Raw genomic sequence first — 19178 nt, 5'->3', positions numbered from 1 at the left:
CGGTCGCAGTACCGGTCATGACCACAACGAATAGCTGAGAGCATAGAGAAGACTCAACGACTCACGGAGCGCTGAATGCCGCAGTCCGGCCCCCCGTCCGCCCCCGACCACAGTCCGATACCCGAAGCCACCCCCCTCGCCGTCCCTTCCCCCTCGGCTTCCTCGTCCGCTTCCTCGTCCGTTTCCGCTTCCGTTTCCGCTTCCTCTTCCGAGCAGGGCCGGGCACGCCGCGCCGGTCTGCTGGTGACGTTCATCCTGGGCGGCCTCAACGCCGTCCCGCCGCTGTCCATGGACATGTACCTCCCGGCCCTGCCGGAGGTCACCGGCGCGCTGCACAGCCCCGCCGCCACCGTCCAGCTCACCCTCACCGCGTGCCTGGCGGGTATGGCGCTCGGCCAGCTGGTCGTCGGCCCCATGAGCGACAAGTGGGGGCGCCGCCGGCCCCTGCTCATCGGCATGGTCATCTACGTCGTCGCCACCGCCATCTGCGCCTTCGCGCCCACCATCGAGCTGCTCATCGCCTTCCGGCTGCTGCAGGGCCTGGCCGGGGCCGCGGGCATCGTGATCTCCCGCGCCGTCGTCCGCGACCTGTACGACGGCGCCGAGATGGCCCGCTTCTTCTCCACCCTCATGCTGATCTCCGGCGTCGCGCCCGTCGCCGCGCCCCTCATCGGCGGCCAGATCCTCCGCCTCACCGACTGGCGCGGCGTCTTCGTCGTGCTGACCGTCGTCGGCGTGCTGCTGACCGCCGTCGTCTGGCGCCGGCTGCACGAGACGCTGCCGCCCGAGCGGCGCCACGGCGGCGGAGTCGGCCAGGCGCTGCGCACCATGCGCGGGCTGCTCGCCGACCGCGTCTTCACCGGCTACATGCTCGCGGGCAGCTTCGCCTTCGCCGCGCTCTTCGCCTACGTTTCCGGCTCCGCCTTCGTGGTCCAGGAGATCTACGGCGCCTCCCCGCAGACCTTCAGCCTGCTCTTCGGGCTCAACTCGATCGGCCTGGTCGCCGTCGGGCAGCTCAACGGCAAGGTGCTGGCCGGGCGGGTCAACCTGGACGTGGCGCTGGCCGTGGGCCTGGCCGCGATCACCCTCTCGGCCGTCGCGCTGTGCCTGATGGCCGCCGGGGTCTTCGGCGACACCGGCCTCGTCCCCATGGCCGCCGGGCTGTTCGTGCTGATGTCCGCGATGGGCCTGGCCATGCCCAACACCAACACCCAGGCGCTGATGCGCACCAAGCACGCCGCCGGGTCCGCGTCCGCACTGCTGGGCACCTCCTCCTTCCTCGTCGGCGCGGTCGCCTCGCCCCTGGTCGGCATCGCGGGCGAGCACACGGCGGTGCCCATGACCGTGGTCCAGCTGGTGTGTGCGCTCGCGGCCGTGGGCTGCTTCGTGGGACTCTGCCGCCCGTGGCAGCAGCGCGGCAAGACCGGCTGAACCGGCTGATACGAGGCGTGGCGGCGCTCCCCGAGGGGGAGCGCCCCTGGTGCGCCGGGGTGGTCGTGGCCGCCGGGCGGGGGCAGGACGTCCTCGTCGAGGCGGCCTTCGGCTGGGCGGTGCGCTACGCGGCGTACGACGCGGCCACGGACCGGGGGGTGGAGCTGCCGCGCGAGCGATGGGTGCCGATGCGCGCCGGGCGGGACGCGGATGCGGATACTGCCGGCCGGGACACCGTCGTCCCGAACACCCTCACCCGGGACACCGTCGTCCCGAACACCCTCGCCCGGGACACCGTCTTCGATCTCGCCTCGCTGACCAAGCTGTTCACGACGATCGTCGCGATGCGGTGCGCCGAGCGCGGCGAGATCGACCTGGACGGCCGGGTCGCCGCGTACGCCCCCGAGTTCACGGCCGCCGCCGAGCACGGGATCACCGTGCGGCAGCTGCTCACCCACACCTCCGGGCTGCTGCCCGAACTCCCGCTGTACGAGTACGACGGACACGAACAGCGGCTGGCGAGGCTGCGCGCCGAACCCCCGACCACCGCCCCCGGCACCGCCCGCCGCTACTCCGACCTCAACTTCCTGCTGCTCCAGCGGGTCGTCGAGCGGGCCGCGGGCCGCCCCCTGGACCGGCTCGTACGCGACGACATCACCGACCCCCTCGGCATGGCCGCCACCCGCTTCCGCCCGCCCCGCGCCTGGCTGCCCCGCATCGCCGCCACCGAGGACCAGCGGCGCCCCTGGGCGAAGCTCGACCGCGGGATGCTGCGGGGCGTCGTCCACGACGAGAACGCCCATGCCCTGGGCGGCGTCGCCGGCCACGCGGGGCTCTTCTCGACGGCCGCCGACCTGACGCTGCTGTGCCGCGCCCTGCTGGGCGGGGGCCCGCCCGTGCTGCGGCCGGAGTCCGTCGACCTGATGCTGACCGCGCCCGGGCTGGGGTTCGAGGTCGACCAGCCCTGGTTCATGGGCGAGCTGGCGGGCCGGGGCGCGGCGGGCCACACCGGCTTCACCGGCACCAGCCTGGTGATCGACCGGGCCACGTCCTCGTTCCTGGTGCTGCTGGCCAACACCGTCCACCCGCGCCGCCACCCGGCCGACAGCGCCCCGCGCGCGGCGGCGGGGACGGCGCTGGCGCGGGCGCTCGCGTTGGGGTAGTCCGTCAGTCGCCGTCCGCGGCCGGCCAGGCGTCGCCCCAGTCCGCGTCGCGGGCCGCGCGGTAGTGGGGGCCCTGGCGCTTGGTGACGGTCTCGCGGCGCAGCCCGTCCGGGGCGCACAGGTCGAGCAGCACCTGGCCCTTGCGGAGCTGCGGGCGGCGCACCACCCGGGCGTCGGCGGGCGCGGCGGGGAAGCGGGCCGCCGCGACGTACGCGAACTTCTCGTCCTCGTACGGCAGCGAGCCGCCCTTCACCTGCCGGTGCAGCGACGACCGGGCGACCCGGGCCGAGAAGTGGCACCAGTCCGCGCCCGGCTCGATCGGGCACGCCGCGCTGTGCGGGCAGGGGGCCACCACGCGCAGCCCCGCCGCCAGCAGCCGCTCCCGCGCCTCGCGGACGCGCAGATAGCCCTCCGGGGTGCCGGGCTCGACCAGCACCACGGCCTGGGCGGCCCGTGCCGCCTCGTCCACGACGGCGCGGCGGTCGGCGGCGGTCAGCTCGCCCAGCACGTACGAGACGGTGACCAGGTCGGTCGAGTCCGGGAGGGCCAGGCCGTCGCCGATGGCCTGCCGCTGCCAGCGCGCCGCGCGCAGCGCCTCCACGTCCGCCCCGCCGGCCAGCTCCCGCCCGAGCGCGAGCGCGGGCTCGGCCCAGTCCAGCACGGTGGTGGCGGGCCCGCCGCCCGGCCAGGCCGCGGCGACCGCCCACGTGGCCGCGCCGGTCCCGCCGCCGATGTCCACATGGGAGCCCGGCCGCCACTCCGGCGCCGCCGCGCGGAAGGCGGCCAGCGCGGAGCGCACGGCCTCGAAGGTCGCGGGCATCCGGTACGCGGCGTACGCGACGACGTCGGAGCGGTCGCGCAACACGGGCGCGTCGGTCGGGGTGCGCCCCCGGTAGTTCTCGATCAGCCGCCCCGTGGCCTGAGCGGCCTGCCGGGGCGACAGCCCATCGAGCAATCCGGCGAGCGCGACGCGCAGCGCCTCGCCGGTACGGGCGGCTTCGGGAGCGGGGGCGTGCATCCGGCAGATTCTACCGGCGGCGTGTCGGGAGCCGGTCCCGTGGCGGCCGGGCCGGGGGAGCGGCGCACCGCTTCCCCGGCCCGGCCGCACCGGGGCCGCCCGGTCCTAGCGCACCGGGTGGCCCCGGCCCCAGCGCACCGGGGCCGCCCCCGCCCTAGCCGGCCGGGGCCCTCAGCTCCTGCGTGCAGCACTTGACGCTGCCGCCGCCCTTGAGGAGTTCGCTCAGGTCCATCGGGATCGGCTCGTAGCCCCGCTCGCGCAGCGGGCCGAAGAGCCCGGCGGCCGCTTGGGGGAGGACGACATGGCGGCCGTCGCTGACCGCGTTGAGCCCGAGGGCCGAGGCGTCCGCCTCCGTGGCGATGATCGCGTCGGGGAAGAGCCGGCCGAGGACGGCCCGGCTGCCCGGTGAGAAGGCGCCGGGGTAGTACATGATCTCCGTGTCCGTCGTGTCGTCGAGCACGCACAGCGCCGTGTCGAGGTGGTAGTAGCGCGGATCGACGAGGTCCAGGCCGATCACCGGGCGGCCGAAGAACTCCTGGGCCTCGGGGTGCGAGAGCGGGCTGCTGCGGAAGCCGCGGCCGGCCAGGAGCCAGGAGGCGGTGACGGCGAAGTCGCCCTCGCCCTCGTTGACGTGCTGGGGCTCCCGCACCTCCGCGTAGCCGTGGGCGCGGAACCACTCCAGGTGGATCGCCGCCTCCGCGGTGCGCTCGGGATGGGCGAAGCGGGCGCTCAGGACGCGGCCGTCGACGACGGTCGCGCCGTTCGCCGCGTACACCATGTCGGGGAGGTCGGGGCGGGGCCGCAGCTCCTCGACGGTGTGGCCGAGGGAGCGGTAACGGTCGCGCAGGTCCTCCCACTGGGCGACGGCGAGCGGGATGTCCACGGGCTTGGCCGGGTCCATCCAGGGGTTGATGGAGTAGGTGACCTTGAAGTGGGTCGGCGGACACATGAGATAGCGGCGCGCGGTGGCGCGGCGCTCAGGGGTACGCAAGGACAAGGATGGCTCCTCACGGGGAGGCAGGCCCGTACGGATCGTCGTACGTGGTCCTGGTCACATGGTGCGCCCGGGAGCCCGCCCGCGGCATGAGCCGTATGGATGGTTTCGGCGGTCGGTAGGTTGTGCGCCATGGCCGACAAAGCAGCGCCCGACTCCTCCCGCCGCAGCGAACGCTCCCGCCGGGCGATCCTCGACGCCGCCCTGGAACTGCTCGGCGAACTCGGCTATCCCCGGCTCACCGTCGAGGCCATCGCGGCCCGCGCCGGGGTCGGCAAGCAGACGATCTACCGCTGGTGGCCCTCCAAGGCCGCGGTGCTGCTCGACGCCTTCACCGACCGGGGGGCGACCCCCGAGGGCGCCGAGGCATCCGAGGGCGCCGAGCGCGCCGGGGCCGCGCTGCCCGACACCGGCGACCTGGAGGCGGACCTCAAGCTCGTGCTGCGGGCGGCCGTGGACCAGATGAACGCGCCCGCGTACGACCTGCCGGCCCGGGCGCTGACCGCGGAGGGCCTGGTGAACCCCGAACTCGGCGCCCACTTCGTCGCCCAGGTCCTGGAGCCGCCGCTGCGGCTGTTCGCCGAGCGGCTGCGGGCCGCCCAGGACGCCGGGCAGGTCGCGCGCGACATCGACCCGAGGGTCGCCGTCGAGCTGGTCTGCGGCCCGCTGACCCACCGCTGGCTGCTGCGCACCCTCCCGCTCACCCATGAGTACGCGGACGCGGTGGTCGAGACCGCCCTGCGCGGGATCCTCCAGAAGTGACCAGCGCCATGACCAGCACGGTGGCCAGCGCGGTAGTCAGCACGGTGGTCAGCGCGGTGGTCAGCGCGCCGTCGAGGTCAGCAGCGTCGGCGCGTCCGTGATGATGCCCCCGCACCCCAGCCGCAGCACCCGGTCCCGCGCCCCCGGGGTGTTCACCGTATGGGCCCACACCCGGCGGATGCCGGAGGTCACGGCCCGCCGCAGATCGGACCCCCGCGCCTGGTAGTCCACGTCCAGCAGGTCCACGAACCCCCGCCACGCGCGGGGCCGGTCCTCCCGGAGCTGCCGCGCCGAGCGCCACAGCTGCGTCAGCAGCCCCATCCGGTGCGCCTGCCGGGCCAGCCGGACGTGGTTGGTGTTGACGAAGACGGACCGGGTCAGACCGCGCTCGTGGATCATCGCGGCCAGGCGGGGCAGGCTGTCGGGGTCCTTGGCCTCCGCCGTCAGCACCCTGCGGCCGCCGAAGCGGTCCAGCACCTCCCCGACGGTCGGCGGCCGCTCGGGCAGCCACAGCCCGGGCAGCCCGGCCCGGGGCCGCAGCCGTACGGACCGCCACTGGGCCGCGGTGAGCGACCTCACGGGGCCGGTCGAGTACGTCGTACGGTCCAGCGTCGCGTCGTGCATCACCACGAGCGTGCCGTCCCGCAGCATCCTGGTGTCGAAGTCCAGGACCGGGGCCACGCCGCGCTCGAAGGCGGTGGTCAGCCCGGACATGCTGTTCTCGGGCACCTCCAGGGCGCCGCCGCGGTGCGCCGCGTAGGTGATCCCCGGGAGCGAATCGGCGGTCGGGGGCCCGCCCCGCCGCGCGGGCGGCAGGGCCGGGGTAGCGGCCGGCACGGACAGGGTGAGGACCGCCATACCGGCCAGTAGAGACCTCGTGACCATAAAGGGAACGCTAGGGGCGCCCGCTCTGTTATGCCTGATATCCGCACCCAGAGGTGGGTTCCCGGTCACCCCGGATGCGGACACCGGCCACCTCCGGAGCAGGATGGTGGCAGCATTGACGGGGTATCGGCGGCACCGGCGGGGAAGCGAGGCGGTAGATGGAACGCAAGGGCAGGTTCTCCCAGTGGCTGCGCCGACCGCGGGGCGGGGCGGGCGGCGACACGGACACGGGGGCGGGCGCGGGTGCCCGAGAGGATCTGCTCATGGCCGCCGCGGCGGCCGGGTTCCCGCTGGCCCCGGCGGCCCACCCGTCCGGCTACGGCTGTTCCTGTGACCGGATCGGCTGTCCCACTCCGGGGCGGCACCCGGTCTCCTTCGCCTGGCAGACGCAGGCGACCACCGACCCGGAGAAGGTCGCCCGGTGGCTGCGCGCCGACCCGGAGGCGAACTTCATCACCGCCACCGGCATGGCCCACGACGTCCTGGACGTGCCCGTGGCCGCCGGCCGGCTGGCCCTGGAGCGGCTCGGCGAGGCCGGCGTCGAGGTCGGCCCCGTCGCCACCAGCAGCGCCGACCTCCACCAGGACCGCATGCTGTTCTTCACCGCCACCCGCGGCACGCCCGAGGACGAGGACGAGTGGTGGCCGTGCGAGCTGGACTGCCACCCCGAGACGATGGACGAGCACCCCGGGCTGCGCTGGCACTGCCGGGGCAGCTATGTCCTGCTGCCGCCCGCGCGGCTGCCGGGCGACGGGCGGGTGGCCTGGCTGCTCGGACCGGAGCGTCCGCTGCCGGACCCCCTGTCGCTGCTGGAGTCGCTGACCGACGCGTGCGCGCGGTTCGCGGACGAGGGGCACGAACACGAGTCGCACGCCTGGCCGATAGGACGGTGAGCCGGGGAGGCCGTGGGCCGCTGGGCAGGCCGTGAGCCAGTGAGCCCCTCGGCGGGCCGTGAACCGGGGAGGACCGGAAGGCCGGCCTACTCGCCCTTCGCCGCCGTCACGCCCTCCAGCCGGTTGAGGAACACCACCTTCGGGTCCGCCGCGTCCCGCGCCGGGACCCGTACCGCCGCCTCCGAGATCCGCGTCAAGGTCACCGACTTCTTCGCCTCGCCGGTCATCAGCGCCTTGATCTGCGGGGTGGGGTTGGGCCGGTAGCCCTTGGCCATGGTCTGCTTCTGCCGGTGGTGGGAGGCGAAGAAGACCAGCGCCCCGCCGTCGTTCAGGCGCAGCCCCACCGGGGCGTAGCGGGCGCCCTGGGCGGCGGTGTCGATGTATTCGGTCCAGAACTTCGGGGTGCGCAGGTACTTCTTCCGCGTGGTCCGCAGCCCCGAGGTGGACCCCCCGTCCGCGAAGACCTCGCCCTTGCCGGTCATCAGGTAGTCGGTGTACGCGCCGCTGAGCTTCTCGGGCCCGGCCGTCAGCTTCGGCGTTCCGCCGTCGGCGGGCACCGGCTTGGCCCAGCCGTCCTTGTCGATCTGGAAGTCCGGCACCTCGTCCCGGCTGAGGATCGACAGATACGCGGCCTTCCACGGCTCGTCGGCGCCGCCCCGGGTGAACACCAGCAGCCAGCGGTTGTCGTCGCGGTTGCTCTCGGTGTCCGCCACGAAGAACTTCGGCCAGCCGACCTGCTTGGGGATGATGTAGCGCGCGTCGCTGAGCTTCAGCGGCGAGGCGTTGGGGTTCCCGCCCGGGGTCTGGGCGTGCTGCGCCTTCAGGTCGGCCGTGCTGATGTCCTGCAGCGGGCCGGTCTCGACCTGGCCCACCAGCGACGGATCGAGCTCGCGGTAGGCCTTGTTGTAGGTGTCCGTGAACCGCTTGAGGGCCTTGGGCGCCTCATCCTTCGCGACGGACGGGATGTTCTCCCGCTCGCCGTGCACCGTCATGCAGCCTGTCAGCGTCATCGCCAGCGCCACCGCTGCCGCCGCCGCGGCTGCCGGAACTGCGCACTGCCGACGCTGTGACCTGCGAGTCATGGGGCTTGGGCTCCTTCGGGACTGCTCGGGACGGCGCAACCCTACCGGGGAGCAGGAAGAAGGCGAGCGTGGGGACCAGATACAGCAGCCACACCACCACCTGGACCACGGTCGGGTCCGGCTGGAAGTTGAAGACGCCCTTGAGCAGGGTGCCGTACCAGGAGTCCGGCGGGATGGCCCCGCTGATGTCGAAGGCCTGGTCGTGCAGGCCGGGGAGGAACTCCGCCTCCTGGAGGTCGTGGAAGCCGTACGCGAGCACGCCCGCCGCCACCACGACCAGCATGCCGCCGGTCCAGGTGAAGAACTTCGACAGGTTGATCTTCAGCGCGCCGCGGTAGAACAGCCAGCCCAGCAGCACCGCCGTGAGCAGCCCCAGCGCCACCCCGATCAGCGGCCGCGGCGTGCCGTCGCTGCTCGCCTGCACGGCCGTCCACACGAAGAGGGCCGTCTCCAGGCCCTCGCGGCCCACCGCCATGAAGGCGGTCACCACGAGCGCGCCGGTGCCCATCGCGATCGCCGCGTCCAGCTTGCCCTGCAACTCGGCCTTCAGGTGCCGGGCGGTGCGCCGCATCCAGAACACCATCCAGGTCACCAGGCCCACCGAGAGGATCGACAGCGAACCGCCCAGCGCCTCCTGCGCCTTGAAGGTCAGCTCCTGCGAGCCGAACTGCAGCGCCGCCCCGAAGGACAGGCTCAGCGCGACCGCGACGCCGACGCCCAGCCAGACCGGCCGCAGCGCCGCGCGGCGGTCGGTCTTGACCAGGTAGGCGACCAGGATGCAGACGACCAGGCTGGCCTCCAGCCCTTCGCGCAGTCCGATCAGGTAGTTGCCGAACACGAGGTTGGCCTTTCTCTTCGGTCCTCGGGCCCGCGGGTCGCGCGGGCCCTTGGGTCGCTCAGGAGAACAGCGCCCGCCCCCACCAGTCGTCCGCGTCGCGGACGCCCGGCGGGACGGCGAACAGCGCCGAACCCACGTGCTGGATGTACTCGTTGAGCGCGTCGCCGCGCGCCAGGCTCTGCTGCACGGGCACGAACCCCTGCCGTACGTCCCGCTGGTAGGCGAGGAAGAACAGCCCCGCGTCCAGCCGCCCCAGGCCGTCCGTGCCGTCGGTGAAGGAGTAGCCGCGGCGCAGGATCCGCACCCCGCCGTTGGAGTCCGGGTGGGCGAGGCGTACGTGCGCGGTGGGCGGCAGGGCCTTCAGGTTCGGCTCGTCGTGCTCGCGCCGCTTGCCGAGGGGCGCGCCCTCGCCCTTGGTGCGCCCGAAGACGTCCTCCTGCTCTTTGAGGGAGGCGCGGTCCCAGGTCTCGATGTGCATCCGGATGCGGCGGGCGACCAGGTACGAGCCGCCGACCAGCCAGGCGGGGCCGGTCCTGGCGCCCACCCACACGTGCTTGTCCAGGGCGGCGGAGTCGGTGCCCGCGATGTTCCGGGTGCCGTCCTTGAAGCCCATCATGTTGCGCGGGGTCTGCGCGTCCGGGGTCGTCGAGGACGTCTTGCCGAAGCCGAGCTGCGACCAGCGGATCGCGACCTTGCCCATGCCGATCCGGGCCAGGTTGCGGATGGCGTGCACCGCCACCTGCGGGTCGTCCGCGCACGCCTGGACGCACAGGTCGCCGTCGCTGCGCGCCGGGTCCAGGTTGTCGCCGGGGAACGCGGGCAGGTCGATCAGGGCCTCGGGGCGGCGGGAGGCGAGGCCGAAGCGGTCCTTGCCCTTCTTGTCCTTGAACAGGGTCGGCCCGACCCCGAAGGTGAGGGTGAGCCGGGACGGCTTGAGGCCGAGCGCCTCGCCGGTGTCGTCCGGCGGGGCCTCGGCGAGCCCGCCGATCGCCCCGCCGCCGACCGTCTTGCCCTGTGTCATCCGGGCGGCGGCCTTCGTCCACTCCTTCAGGAGCGCGATCAGCTCGTCGCGGTCGTCGGTGGTGACGTCGAAGGCCGCGAAGTGCAGCCGGTCCTGTACGGGGGTGGCGATCCCGGCCTGGTGGGCCCCGTAGAAGGGCACCGCGGCCCCGCTGTCGGCCGCCGCCGCCCCGCTCTCCTCGTCGGTGCCGGTGAGGGCGGCCGCGGTGCCCCCGGCCGCGGCGGCGCCGAGCGCGAGCCCGGCGCCGCCCCAGCCGAGCAGGGCGCGGCGGGAGGGGGCGGCGCGGCGCGCGGCCGCGGGCGCGCCGGCGGCGGCCGGCTCGTGGTCCGCGGCCTGTCCGTCGGCCGGGGCCTGTCCGCCGGTGGTGTCCTGCCCGTCGGGGGAGGCCGGCTCGTGGTCCGCGGCCTGTCCGTCGGCCGGGGCCTGTCCGCCGGTGGTGTCCTGCCCGTCGGGGGAGGCCGGCTCGTGGTCCGTGGTGCGGTCGGTGGTGTGGTCGGTCATGATCGGCGCGCCCTTACTTCGCGACGGCCGCGGCGAGCTTGGACAGCGGCTCGGCCAGGGCGTTGACCGCGTCCGACAGCTCCTTGCGCTTGGCCTGGCCGACGGTGTCGTACGACACGAACCCCTCGCCCTCACGGTAGGTGTCGAGCAGCTTCTTCACCGCCGCGAACCGCTTGTCGAGGTCCTTGGTCAGGGCCGGGTCGTTCTGCGCGGCCACCGGCTTGAGCAGCTGGTAGGACTTCTCGGCGCCGTCGACGTTGCCCTCGAAGTCGACCAGGTCGGTGTGGCTGTAGCGCTCCTCCTCGCCGGTGACCTTGCCGGTCTGCACCTCGTCGAGCAGCTCCTTGGCGCCGTTGGCCATGCCGGTGGGGGTGATGTCCGCGGTGCCGACCCGCTTCTGCCAGTCCTTGAGGTCCTTGACCAGCTGGTCCGCGAGCTTCTTGTCCTCGGCGGTGATCTTCTTCGCCTTCCACAGGGACTTCTCGAGCCGGTGCCAGCCGGTCCACTTCTGGCCCTTGGCCAGGCCGTCCTCGCGGAGGTCGACCTTCGGGTCGATGTCGCCGAAGGACTCGGCGACCGGCTCGGTGCGCTCCCAGCCGACGCGCGAGGGGGCGTACGCCTTCTTGGCGGCCTCCAGGTCGCCCTTCTTGATCGCGTCGACGAACTCCTGGACCTTCGGCAGCGTCTCGTCGGCCTGCGTCTGGACATAGGCGCGGTAGTCGGCCACCGCCTTGTCGAGCTTCGGGTTCCGCTTGGCGGTCTTGCCGCCGGTCACGGTGATCTTCTGCCGGATGCCGTGGCCCTTCATGCCGGGCTTGCAGGCGATCTCGTACGTCCCGGCCTTGATCTCGGCGGTGATGTTCGCCTTGAGGCCGGAGCCGATGTTCTCCCGCTCGGTGACGATCCGGTCGCCGGGCGCGTAGACGTAGACCTCGGTGACCTTGGAGCCCTTGTTCTCCACCGCGAGCTTCACGTGCCCGGCCGGGAAAGAGGTCTTGGAGACCTCGCACGCGTCGTCGGACGCCGTGATCCGTATCGCGTCGGAGCCCTTCGCGTCGGACTTCTCGGCGCAGCCGGACACGGCGGCGAGCGAGGCGACCGCCGCGACGGCGGTGACGGCGGAAGAGCGGGCGGCTCTCATATACGGGCTCCAGGCAATCGGGGTCGACCATGCGGACATGTCGAGACAGGGGCCGGATAGGCCGCCCTAACTTAACTGAGGCTTGCCTACCCAACTCCAGCCGGGCCCCAAGAACCCGTAAGTAAAGAGCAAAAATTAGGTAATAAACCTACGGCAGGGTCAGAATTTCGGCGCCGGTCTCGGTCACCACGAGCGTGTGTTCGAACTGTGCCGTCCGCTTCCGGTCCTTCGTGACCACCGTCCAGCCGTCGTCCCACATGTCGTACTCGTAGGTGCCCAGCGTCAGCATCGGCTCGATGGTGAAGGTCATCCCCGGCTTGATCTCGGTGGTGTGGTGCGGGCTGTCGTAGTGCGGGACGATCAGGCCGGAGTGGAAGGACGAGTTGATGCCGTGGCCCGTGAAGTCGCGGACCACGCCGTAGCCGAAGCGCTTGGCGTACGACTCGATGACCCGGCCGATGATGTTGATCCGGCGGCCCGGCTTGACCGCCTTGATGGCGCGGTTGAGGGACTCCCGGGTGCGCTCCACCAGCAGCCGCGACTCGTCGTCCACCGCGCCGCACAGATAGGTGGCGTTGGTGTCGCCGTGCACGCCGCCGATGTAGGCGGTCACGTCCAGGTTCACGATGTCGCCGTCGCGCAGCACGGTGGAGTCCGGGATGCCGTGGCAGATGACCTCGTTCACCGAGGCGCACAGCGACTTGGGGAAGCCCCGGTAGCCCAGCGTCGAGGGGTACGCGCCGTGGTCGCACAGGAACTCATGGGCCACCCGGTCCAGCTCGTCCGTGGTGACCCCCGGCGCGATCCGGCTCGCGGCCTCCGCCATCGCCTGCGCGGCGATCCGGCCCGCGATCCGCATCCGCTCGATCGTTTCGGCGTCCTGGACCTCGGACCCCGTGTACGGGGTCGGGCCCTCCTTGCCGACGTACTCGGGGCGCGGGATCGAGGCGGGGACGGAGCGGGTCGGGGAGAGCTTTCCCGGGACAAGAAGCGACTGGCCAGACATGTCAGCGAGTGTATCGGCGGCGCATCGGGCAGCATGGCGGAAAACCGGAGGGAAAAGGGCGGGAGGGCGCGATGGCGCTGTTCAGGAAGCGAGCCGCGGGGAAGCCGGGCGAGTGGTACTACTGCATCAAGCACCAGAAGGTCGAAGAGGGCCCCGAATGCCGGGCGGCCGACCGCCTGGGCCCGTACCCGAGCCGCACCGAGGCCGCACGCGCGGTCGAGCTGGCCGAGGAGCGCAACGCGGAGTGGGAGCGCGACCCCCGCTGGCGCGACGAGCCCACGCCGGGCCCTGACGCGGACTGACCCGGAGCCCGATCTGCGGTGAGTATCGGACGGCGACACGCCGACACCACGGCGTGTCGCCGTCCGGTACTCACCGCGAAGCCGCCGGTGCTCATCGCGAAGCCGCCGGTGCTCACCGCGAAGTCTTGCGGGTACCCACCGCGAGGTCGCCGGCGACGTTCGCGCTCACGCCGCCGGGGCCGCCGGGGCCGCGGCCTCGCGCTGGGTTCGGACCCGCCGCGCGTGTTCGTCCGTCCTCGCGTCGTACGTCATCAGCTTCGGCAGGGCCAGCGCCAGCAGCCCGATCGACGCGACGCACGCGAGGCCGCCCGTCCACACCGAGGCCCGTACGCCCACCAGGGCGGCCATCCCGCCGGCCCGGACCTGCCCCAGCTGCGGCCCCGTCGCGTACGACAGCAGCTCGATGCCCGCCAGCCGCCCCCGCAGCCCGTCGGGGATCGTCTGGTTCCACATCGTCGAGCGGAACAGCCCGCTGACCATGTCCGCGCCGCCCGCCACCGCCAGGCACAGCAGCACCAGCCAGACGTTCGGCAGCCACCCGGCGGCGGCCATCGCCGCCCCCCACAGCGCCGCGCTCAGCACCACCATCCGGCCGTGCCGGTGCACCCGGGAGGCCCAGCCGCTGGTCACGCTCACCGCCATCGAGCCCACCGACCCGGCGGCGTACATCAGGCCGAGCGCCCAGGGCGCGTCCAGCTCGTCGGCGAGGAAGGGGAAGATCGCGTTGGGGAAGGCGAAGAACATGGCGACCATGTCCACCGCGTACGTCCCCAGCAGCTCCTTGCGCCGCCACGCGTAGCGCGCGCCCTCGCCGATCGCGCGCAGCGACGGCTTCTCCGCGTCATGGGCGGGCGGCGCCGGGGTCAGGCCGAGCGCGAGCAGCACCGAGACGACGAAGGTCAGCAGGTCAAGGCCGTACGCGAACGGCAGCCCGGCGTACGCGACGACGACCCCCGCGAGCGAGGGGCCCGCGACGGCCGACAGCTGCCAGCGCATCGAGTTCAGCGCGGCGGCCGCGGTGAGCTGGTCGTGCGGCACGATCCGGGCCGTCACCGCGTCGATGGCCGGGCGCTGCAGCCCCGTGAGCGCGCTGGTCAGGGCGGCCACGGCGTACAGCGGCCACAGCATGGGGTCCGGCAGCAGGCTGTTGACCAGCAGCAGCGCGGCCAGCAGGCCCAGCCCCGCCTCGGTGAGCAGGATCAGCTTCCGGCGGTCCACGGCGTCGGCGAGCGCCCCGCCGTACAGCCCGAACACGACGAGCGGCACCAGCTCGACCGCGCCGATCGCGCCGACGGCGAAGGCCGACCCCGTCAACTCCTTGATCTGCAGCGGCAGCGCCACCATCGTCAGGAAGCTGCCGAACGCCGTCACCAGCCCCGCGGTCCACATCAGGCGGAAGTCGCGGGAGGAGCGCCAGGGCGCGAGATCCGGCAATAGCGCGCGTCGGCGCGCCCCCGCCGGCGGGGGATGCTCGTCGTCCGTCACAAGGCGACATGCTCCGGCGCCGACCGCGCCGCCGACAAACGAATTTTTCCGCCACGGACCGGCTCACCAGGGCGCCGGGGGCGGGGCCGTCAGGTGGGCGGTCAGGCGGGCGAGGCGGTCGCGGAGGCGGGGGGCGGCGAGGCGGGGGTCGGTGGTGGCGGCGGCGCTGACGAGGTGCTGGAGGGTGTCCAGGTCGGGGCCCGCCCCGGCGGGGGTGGCCAGCGCGTCGTGGGCCAGCGCGTGGAGTTCGGCGTGGCCGTGGTCGAGGGCGAGGACGGTGACGCCGCCGCGCCGGGCGTCGGCCACCCGCTCCAGCAGCCCGGCGCCGGGGGCGTCCGGCGCGACCACGAGGAGGGTCTCACCGCGCCCGGCGCGCTCCAGGCGGCGGAGGCCGACGGACAGGTGCGCCGGGAGGGGGCCGTGCGGTATCCGGTGGCGTACGAGGGTGGGGGATAGCTCGGGCAGGCCCGCCCAGGCGGCCTCGTCGTCGAGGTGGGCGGCCAGATGCCACGGCTCGTACGCATCGGTGCCCACCAACAGCAGCCCGCCCCCGCGCGTCCCGACCGAGGCGCGCAGGGAGCCCGCGAAGCGGCGGGCGGCCCCTGGCCACTCGGTCCCGGCGAGCACCTCGCGCAGCAGCGCGACCCGTATGGCGTCCATGGCATGGGGATGGTGCCCCGGCACCCGGGGCGGCGGGGCGGATCCGCGGAGCCTCACCCCTTCGAGGGGTCCGGAACGCGTCAGCTTTTCGCGCGCTGCCCGGCCAGACCCAGGTACGCGCCGTAGAGCAGCTGCGCGCCGCCCCAGAACATCATCACGACCCCGATCTTGGTGAGGGTCATGATGGGGAGTTCGACGTCCCCGGTGAACAGCCACAGCGCCAGGCCGACGACGAGGGTGACGCTCCCTTCGAGGAGCTGCTTGAGAGCTTTGGTCATAAGCCCACGCTATGGCCGCCCGCCTGACGGTTCCTCGATCCGACGGATGAGATCGACAAGCGGTTCTCTGCATCCTTCGACCGACCCGCCGCCAAGTGTTCATTGCGCCGTCCCTTGACGCTCCGGGGGGCGAACCCTAAGGTCGCCGGACACAAGGGACGTCCTACGTCCGGTCATTGGGGCGGCGGCACTCGATGGTGACGGGGTATCGGATGGCAGGTGGGGCAGCGCGCGCGTACGAGACATCCGTGCCGTTCCGGGCGGGCGCCGAGGGGTACGCGAGCTATCGGATTCCGGCGGTGGTGGCGACGCCCGCCGGGACGCTGCTGGCCTTCGCCGAAGGGCGGGTGCGGTCGGCCGCCGACCACGGGGACATCGACCTCGTCCTCAAGCGCTCGCCCGACGGCGGGCGGACCTGGGGGCCGTTACAGGTCGTCGCGGAGAACGGCGGCGGCACGGCCGGGAACCCGGCGCCCGTGGTGGCGGGGGACGGGCGCGTCGTCCTCGTCCATGTGACCAGCGCGGCCGGCGCCACCGAGGACCTGATCCGGCGCGGCCGGGTGCCGGCCGCCGAGGGGCGGCGGGTGTGGGTGACCCACAGCGACGACGACGGGGCGAGCTGGAGCGCGGCCCGGGAGATCACCGGGGAGGCGAAGCGGCCCGAGTGGCGCTGGTACGCCACCACACCCGGGCACGCCCTGCGGTTACGCCACGGCCCGTGGGCGGGCCGGCTCGTCGTACCGGGCAATCACTCCACCCCGCCGACCGCCGCCGGCGACACCGGGGCCGAGGGGAAGTACGACGGCGGCCACGACCTGCTGAGCGACGACGACGGCGCGACCTGGCGGATCGGGTACGTCGACGACAACCCCGACGGATACGTCAACGCCAACGAGACCACGGCGGCCGAACTCCCCGACGGCCGGGTGTACTTCAACGCCCGCAACGACGGCGCCGCGCCCGGCCGGCGCGCCGACGCCCACTCGTCCGACGGCGGCGCGAGCCTCGAGCGGCCCTTCCGGCCGCAGGCCGGGCTGGCCGGGCCGGTCGTCCAGGGCAGCGTGCTGCACCTGAGCCGCTCAGACGGCCCGGACCCGCTGCTGTTCTCCGGGCCCGCCGACCCCGCCCACCGGGCGCTGATGACGGTGCGGGCCAGCCGCGACGGGGGAGTCACCTGGCGGCCCGCGCACACCGTCGACGGGCTGCCGGCCGCCTACTCCGACCTGGTCCGGATCGATGACGCGACGGTCGGACTGCTGTACGAGACCGGCGACTTCAGTGCCTACTCGACGATCACCTTCCGGCGCATTCCGGTGGAGGAGCTGATATGAGCGAGACGTACCCGCACAGATCCCACGACGGCCGGCCCCAGGGCCCCGGGCGGCGCGCCGTCCTGGGCGGCGCGGCCGCCGCGGCGGCCGGCCTCGCCCTCGCGGGCTGCGGCTCGGACGACGGGGACGACGAGCCCAAGGGCCGCAAGAAGGGCGAGAAGATCACCCTGACCTTCTGGTCCTGGGTGCCGGGCATCGACAAGCCCGTCGACCTGTGGAACAGCAAGAACCCCGAGGTGCGGGTCGAGGTCGAGAAGGTCTCGGCCGTGGACGGCGCCCAGTACGCGAAGATGCACGCCGCGATCAGAACGGGCAACCCGCCCGACCTCGGCCAGATCGAATACCCGGTCGTGCCCAGCTTCCTCATCGACAACGGCCTGCTGGACCTCACCAAGTACGGGGTCGGCGAGCACAAGGACAAGTTCGTCGGCTGGCAGTGGCAGCAGTCGGTGTTCGGCAAGGCGGTGTACGCCGTCCCGCAGGCGTCCGGGCCGATGGGGCTGTTCATCCGCCGGGACCTGTTCGACAAGTGGGCCATCGAACCCCCCACCACCTGGGACGAGTACGAGGCGGCGGCCAAGGCGATCCGCAAGAAGGGCGCCTGGATCGAGACCTTCTCGGCGACCAACGGCAACCGCTTCGCGGGCCTGGCCTGGCAGGCGGGGGCGCGCTGGTTCGGCGCCGAGGGCGACACCTGGCTGGTGAGCATCGACGACGAGCCGACCCGCAAGGTCGCCGACTACTGGGAGGCGCTGGTCGAGCAGAAGCTGATCAAGACCATCCCGGACCGGCAGAACGCCTGGTACAAGGACGTCCAGACCGGCGCGATGGCCTCCTGGCTCGGCGCCAGCTGGGGCGACGCGCTGCTGGTCGGCAACGCCCCCAAGACCAGCGGAAAGTGGCGGGTCGTGCCCATGCCGCAGTGGAAGAAGGGCGACGGGGCCTTCGCCAACTGGGGCGGCTCCACCACCGCGGTCTTCGCCAAGAGCAAGTACCCCAAGGAGGCACTGGACTTCGCGATCTGGCTCAACACCGACCCCGAGTCCATCAAGCTGCTCATCGACAACGGCTACGGCACCCCCGCCGCCAAGCAGGGCTACGCCACCTCCGACCTGGATGTGCACAAGGACTTCTTCGGCGGACAGGAGTACAGCGAGGTCTTCGACGCCGCGAGCAGGGGCGTGGACACCAGCTGGCGGTGGGGCCCGGCCACCGACACCCTCTACCAGCGGCTCGGCGACGCCTTCACCGCCGCCATCGGCGACGGCGGCTCCTTCAGGTCCGTACTGAAGACCGTGCAGGGCCAGACGATCAGCGACCTGAGGGAAAAGGGACTGAAGGTGAAGGCCGGGTGACAGGCCCCGCCCGGGTGAGACGCCCCACCCGCACCCAGCTCCGCGGCGCACGGGCGGCGGCCGGATTCCTGCTGCCCTTCCTCGCGCTCTTCGCGCTGTGCTTCCTGGCGCCCATCGGCTACGCCGTCTACGAGAGCCTGCTCAAGGTCGAGCGCACGGGCACGCTCGGCCTCGGCGGCGAGACCAAGGAGGTCTGGGCGGGGCTGTCCAACTACGCCACCGCGCTGGAGGACGACCGCTTCACCGCCGGCTTCGGGCGGGTGCTGCTGTTCGGCGCCGTACAGATCCCGGTGATGATCGCGCTGGCCACCGGGCTGGCGCTGCTGCTGGAGGCGGCCTCCGCCCGCTGGGTCGGCTTCTTCCGGACCGCCTTCTTCCTGCCGTACGGGGTGCCCGGCGTCATCGCCTCCATCCTGTGGGGCTTCCTGTACGTGCCGGGCATCAGCCCCCTGGTGGAGATCGCCCACTCCGCGGGCTGGGACGTGGACTTCCTGTCCCGCGGGGCCGTGCTGTGGTCCATCGCCAACATCGTCACCTGGCAGTTCACCGGCTACAACATGCTGGTGCTGATCGCGCAGCTCAAGGCCGTGCCCGGCGAGCTGTACGAGGCGGCGCGCATCGACGGGGCCAGGGGCTGGCAGATCGCCTGGCACATCAAGCTGCCGCTGATCCGGCCCGCGCTCGTGCTCACCACCGTCTTCAGCATCATCGGCACCCTCCAGATGTTCAGCGAGCCCAAGGTGCTCAAGCCGCTCAGCAACTCCATCGACTCCGGCTACACCCCCAACCTGGCGGCCTACAACGAGGCGTTCACCAGCAACAACCAGCACACCGCGGCGGCCGAGGCGGTGCTGCTCGCGCTGGTCGCGTGCGTGCTGTCCTTCGGCTTCCTGCGGCTCGTGGGGCAGCGAGAGCCCAAAGAGCCCAAAGGGGCCAAGGGGGCCAAGCGGGTCAAGGGGTCCAAGGGGAAGGGCGGGACGAGCAGGTGAGCACCGAGGTCACCCAGCACATCCCGGCGGACGGCGCTCCGGC

General features: G+C 72.9%; 19 protein-coding genes. 8 read left to right on the top strand and 11 right to left on the bottom strand.

The annotated features are described in order from the left end of the window. Positions 1-75: 75 nt before the first annotated feature. Together BBH68_RS03465 and BBH68_RS03460 are read left to right on the top strand one after the other, a co-directional pair. On the top strand, positions 76-1431 hold the full coding sequence (locus BBH68_RS03465; protein WP_076971022.1) for a multidrug effflux MFS transporter: 1356 nt from the start codon (positions 76-78) through the stop codon (positions 1429-1431). Continuing rightward, positions 1395-2594: a serine hydrolase domain-containing protein gene (locus tag BBH68_RS03460; protein ID WP_425428767.1), complete on the top strand. Its 1200-nt coding sequence runs from the start codon at positions 1395-1397 to the stop codon at positions 2592-2594. The genes BBH68_RS03465 and BBH68_RS03460 overlap by 37 nt, the downstream gene beginning before the upstream one ends. Before the next feature lie 4 nt (positions 2595-2598). On the opposite strand, the gene BBH68_RS03455 is transcribed toward BBH68_RS03460, so the two are convergent. Continuing rightward, positions 2599-3612 carry a small ribosomal subunit Rsm22 family protein gene (locus BBH68_RS03455; protein ID WP_065958744.1) on the bottom strand — a complete coding sequence of 338 codons (1014 nt, stop codon included), beginning with the start codon at positions 3610-3612 and terminating at the stop codon, positions 2599-2601. 154 nt (positions 3613-3766) lie between these two features. Then, a complete protein-coding gene (gene ddaH / locus BBH68_RS03450; RefSeq protein ID WP_065958743.1) occupies positions 3767-4561 on the bottom strand; it encodes a dimethylargininase in 795 nt (264 codons plus the stop codon). 177 nt (positions 4562-4738) lie between these two features. On the opposite strand from ddaH, the gene BBH68_RS03445 reads away from it, so the two are divergent. After that, on the top strand, positions 4739-5368 hold the full coding sequence (locus tag BBH68_RS03445; RefSeq protein WP_065958742.1) for a TetR/AcrR family transcriptional regulator: 630 nt from the start codon (positions 4739-4741) through the stop codon (positions 5366-5368). A 60-nt stretch (positions 5369-5428) separates the two neighbouring features. Here the strand turns inward: BBH68_RS03445 and BBH68_RS03440 are convergent, their stop codons facing one another. Continuing rightward, positions 5429-6253: a glycerophosphodiester phosphodiesterase gene (locus tag BBH68_RS03440; RefSeq protein WP_065958741.1), complete on the bottom strand. Its 825-nt coding sequence runs from the start codon at positions 6251-6253 to the stop codon at positions 5429-5431. A 158-nt stretch (positions 6254-6411) separates the two neighbouring features. Between BBH68_RS03440 and BBH68_RS03435 the strand changes: the two genes are divergently transcribed. Further along, positions 6412-7146 carry a bifunctional DNA primase/polymerase gene (locus tag BBH68_RS03435; protein WP_065958740.1) on the top strand — a complete coding sequence of 245 codons (735 nt, stop codon included), beginning with the start codon at positions 6412-6414 and terminating at the stop codon, positions 7144-7146. A gap of 86 nt (positions 7147-7232) precedes the next feature. Here the strand turns inward: BBH68_RS03435 and BBH68_RS03430 are convergent, their stop codons facing one another. From BBH68_RS03430 to map, 5 genes are all read right to left on the bottom strand, one after another. Next, positions 7233-8138: an SCO2278 family lipoprotein gene (locus BBH68_RS03430; protein WP_065958739.1), complete on the bottom strand. Its 906-nt coding sequence runs from the start codon at positions 8136-8138 to the stop codon at positions 7233-7235. Then, positions 8089-9066: an iron uptake transporter permease EfeU gene (gene efeU / locus BBH68_RS03425; protein WP_065958738.1), complete on the bottom strand. Its 978-nt coding sequence runs from the start codon at positions 9064-9066 to the stop codon at positions 8089-8091. The genes BBH68_RS03430 and efeU overlap by 50 nt, the downstream gene beginning before the upstream one ends. 58 nt (positions 9067-9124) lie before the next feature. Beyond that, positions 9125-10588, bottom strand: coding sequence for an iron uptake transporter deferrochelatase/peroxidase subunit (efeB, locus tag BBH68_RS03420; protein WP_079150768.1), 1464 nt, complete (start codon positions 10586-10588; stop codon positions 9125-9127). Positions 10589-10601: 13 nt separating this feature from the next. Continuing rightward, on the bottom strand, positions 10602-11729 hold the full coding sequence (gene efeO / locus BBH68_RS03415) for an iron uptake system protein EfeO (protein WP_065958737.1): 1128 nt from the start codon (positions 11727-11729) through the stop codon (positions 10602-10604). A gap of 148 nt (positions 11730-11877) precedes the next feature. Beyond that, positions 11878-12735, bottom strand: coding sequence for a type I methionyl aminopeptidase (gene map / locus BBH68_RS03410; RefSeq protein ID WP_065958736.1), 858 nt, complete (start codon positions 12733-12735; stop codon positions 11878-11880). Between the two features lie 71 nt (positions 12736-12806). On the opposite strand from map, the gene BBH68_RS03405 reads away from it, so the two are divergent. Then, positions 12807-13037, top strand: a complete 231-nt coding sequence (locus BBH68_RS03405) for a hypothetical protein (RefSeq protein ID WP_065958735.1) — start codon at positions 12807-12809, stop codon at positions 13035-13037. A gap of 165 nt (positions 13038-13202) precedes the next feature. On the opposite strand, the gene BBH68_RS03400 is transcribed toward BBH68_RS03405, so the two are convergent. The 3 genes from BBH68_RS03400 to BBH68_RS03390 form a co-directional block, all read right to left on the bottom strand. Then, complete coding sequence (locus BBH68_RS03400; RefSeq protein WP_245737874.1) at positions 13203-14426, bottom strand: MFS transporter; 1224 nt, start codon at positions 14424-14426, stop codon at positions 13203-13205. 159 nt (positions 14427-14585) lie between these two features. Further along, complete coding sequence (locus tag BBH68_RS03395; protein WP_065958733.1) at positions 14586-15182, bottom strand: hypothetical protein; 597 nt, start codon at positions 15180-15182, stop codon at positions 14586-14588. Between the two features lie 80 nt (positions 15183-15262). Next, positions 15263-15460: a DUF5708 family protein gene (locus BBH68_RS03390; RefSeq protein WP_065958732.1), complete on the bottom strand. Its 198-nt coding sequence runs from the start codon at positions 15458-15460 to the stop codon at positions 15263-15265. Positions 15461-15672: 212 nt separating this feature from the next. Here BBH68_RS03390 and BBH68_RS03385 point away from each other — a divergent pair, with 212 nt between their 5' ends. The 3 genes from BBH68_RS03385 to BBH68_RS03375 are packed head-to-tail and all read left to right on the top strand — an operon-like array spanning position 15673 to position 19135. After that, complete coding sequence (locus tag BBH68_RS03385) at positions 15673-16791, top strand: sialidase family protein (protein ID WP_065958731.1); 1119 nt, start codon at positions 15673-15675, stop codon at positions 16789-16791. Further along, a complete protein-coding gene (locus BBH68_RS03380) occupies positions 16788-18146 on the top strand; it encodes an ABC transporter substrate-binding protein (RefSeq protein WP_065958730.1) in 1359 nt (452 codons plus the stop codon). The genes BBH68_RS03385 and BBH68_RS03380 overlap by 4 nt, the downstream gene beginning before the upstream one ends. Next, positions 18143-19135, top strand: a complete 993-nt coding sequence (locus BBH68_RS03375) for a carbohydrate ABC transporter permease (RefSeq protein ID WP_079150767.1) — start codon at positions 18143-18145, stop codon at positions 19133-19135. The genes BBH68_RS03380 and BBH68_RS03375 overlap by 4 nt, the downstream gene beginning before the upstream one ends. Positions 19136-19178 lie beyond the last annotated feature (43 nt).

Origin of the sequence: Streptomyces sparsogenes (assembly GCF_001704635.1) — a bacterium.
GTDB lineage: Bacteria > Actinomycetota > Actinomycetes > Streptomycetales > Streptomycetaceae > Streptomyces > Streptomyces sparsogenes.
Note: the sequence above shows the minus strand (reverse complement) of the source record. Positions and strands in the feature narration are given on the sequence as shown.

Excerpts from the sequence above, each read along its gene's own strand:
- BBH68_RS03395 (WP_065958733.1), bottom strand. The coding sequence starts at position 15,182 with ATGGACGCCATACGGGTCGCGCTGCTGCGCGAGGTGCTCGCCGGGACC.
- BBH68_RS03390 (WP_065958732.1), bottom strand. The coding sequence starts at position 15,460 with ATGACCAAAGCTCTCAAGCAGCTCCTCGAAGGGAGCGTCACCCTCGTC.
- BBH68_RS03440 (WP_065958741.1), bottom strand. The coding sequence starts at position 6,253 with ATGGTCACGAGGTCTCTACTGGCCGGTATGGCGGTCCTCACCCTGTCC.
- BBH68_RS03435 (WP_065958740.1), top strand. The coding sequence starts at position 6,412 with ATGGAACGCAAGGGCAGGTTCTCCCAGTGGCTGCGCCGACCGCGGGGC.
- BBH68_RS03455 (WP_065958744.1), bottom strand. The coding sequence starts at position 3,612 with ATGCACGCCCCCGCTCCCGAAGCCGCCCGTACCGGCGAGGCGCTGCGC.
- map (WP_065958736.1), bottom strand. The coding sequence starts at position 12,735 with ATGTCTGGCCAGTCGCTTCTTGTCCCGGGAAAGCTCTCCCCGACCCGC.
- ddaH (WP_065958743.1), bottom strand. The coding sequence starts at position 4,561 with ATGTGTCCGCCGACCCACTTCAAGGTCACCTACTCCATCAACCCCTGG.
- BBH68_RS03430 (WP_065958739.1), bottom strand. The coding sequence starts at position 8,138 with ATGACGGTGCACGGCGAGCGGGAGAACATCCCGTCCGTCGCGAAGGAT.
- BBH68_RS03400 (WP_245737874.1), bottom strand. The coding sequence starts at position 14,426 with ATGTGGACCGCGGGGCTGGTGACGGCGTTCGGCAGCTTCCTGACGATG.
- BBH68_RS03405 (WP_065958735.1), top strand. The coding sequence starts at position 12,807 with ATGGCGCTGTTCAGGAAGCGAGCCGCGGGGAAGCCGGGCGAGTGGTAC.
- efeO (WP_065958737.1), bottom strand. The coding sequence starts at position 11,729 with ATGAGAGCCGCCCGCTCTTCCGCCGTCACCGCCGTCGCGGCGGTCGCC.
- BBH68_RS03380 (WP_065958730.1), top strand. The coding sequence starts at position 16,788 with ATGAGCGAGACGTACCCGCACAGATCCCACGACGGCCGGCCCCAGGGC.
- efeB (WP_079150768.1), bottom strand. The coding sequence starts at position 10,588 with ATGACCGACCACACCACCGACCGCACCACGGACCACGAGCCGGCCTCC.
- BBH68_RS03385 (WP_065958731.1), top strand. The coding sequence starts at position 15,673 with ATGGCAGGTGGGGCAGCGCGCGCGTACGAGACATCCGTGCCGTTCCGG.
- BBH68_RS03445 (WP_065958742.1), top strand. The coding sequence starts at position 4,739 with ATGGCCGACAAAGCAGCGCCCGACTCCTCCCGCCGCAGCGAACGCTCC.
- BBH68_RS03465 (WP_076971022.1), top strand. The coding sequence starts at position 76 with ATGCCGCAGTCCGGCCCCCCGTCCGCCCCCGACCACAGTCCGATACCC.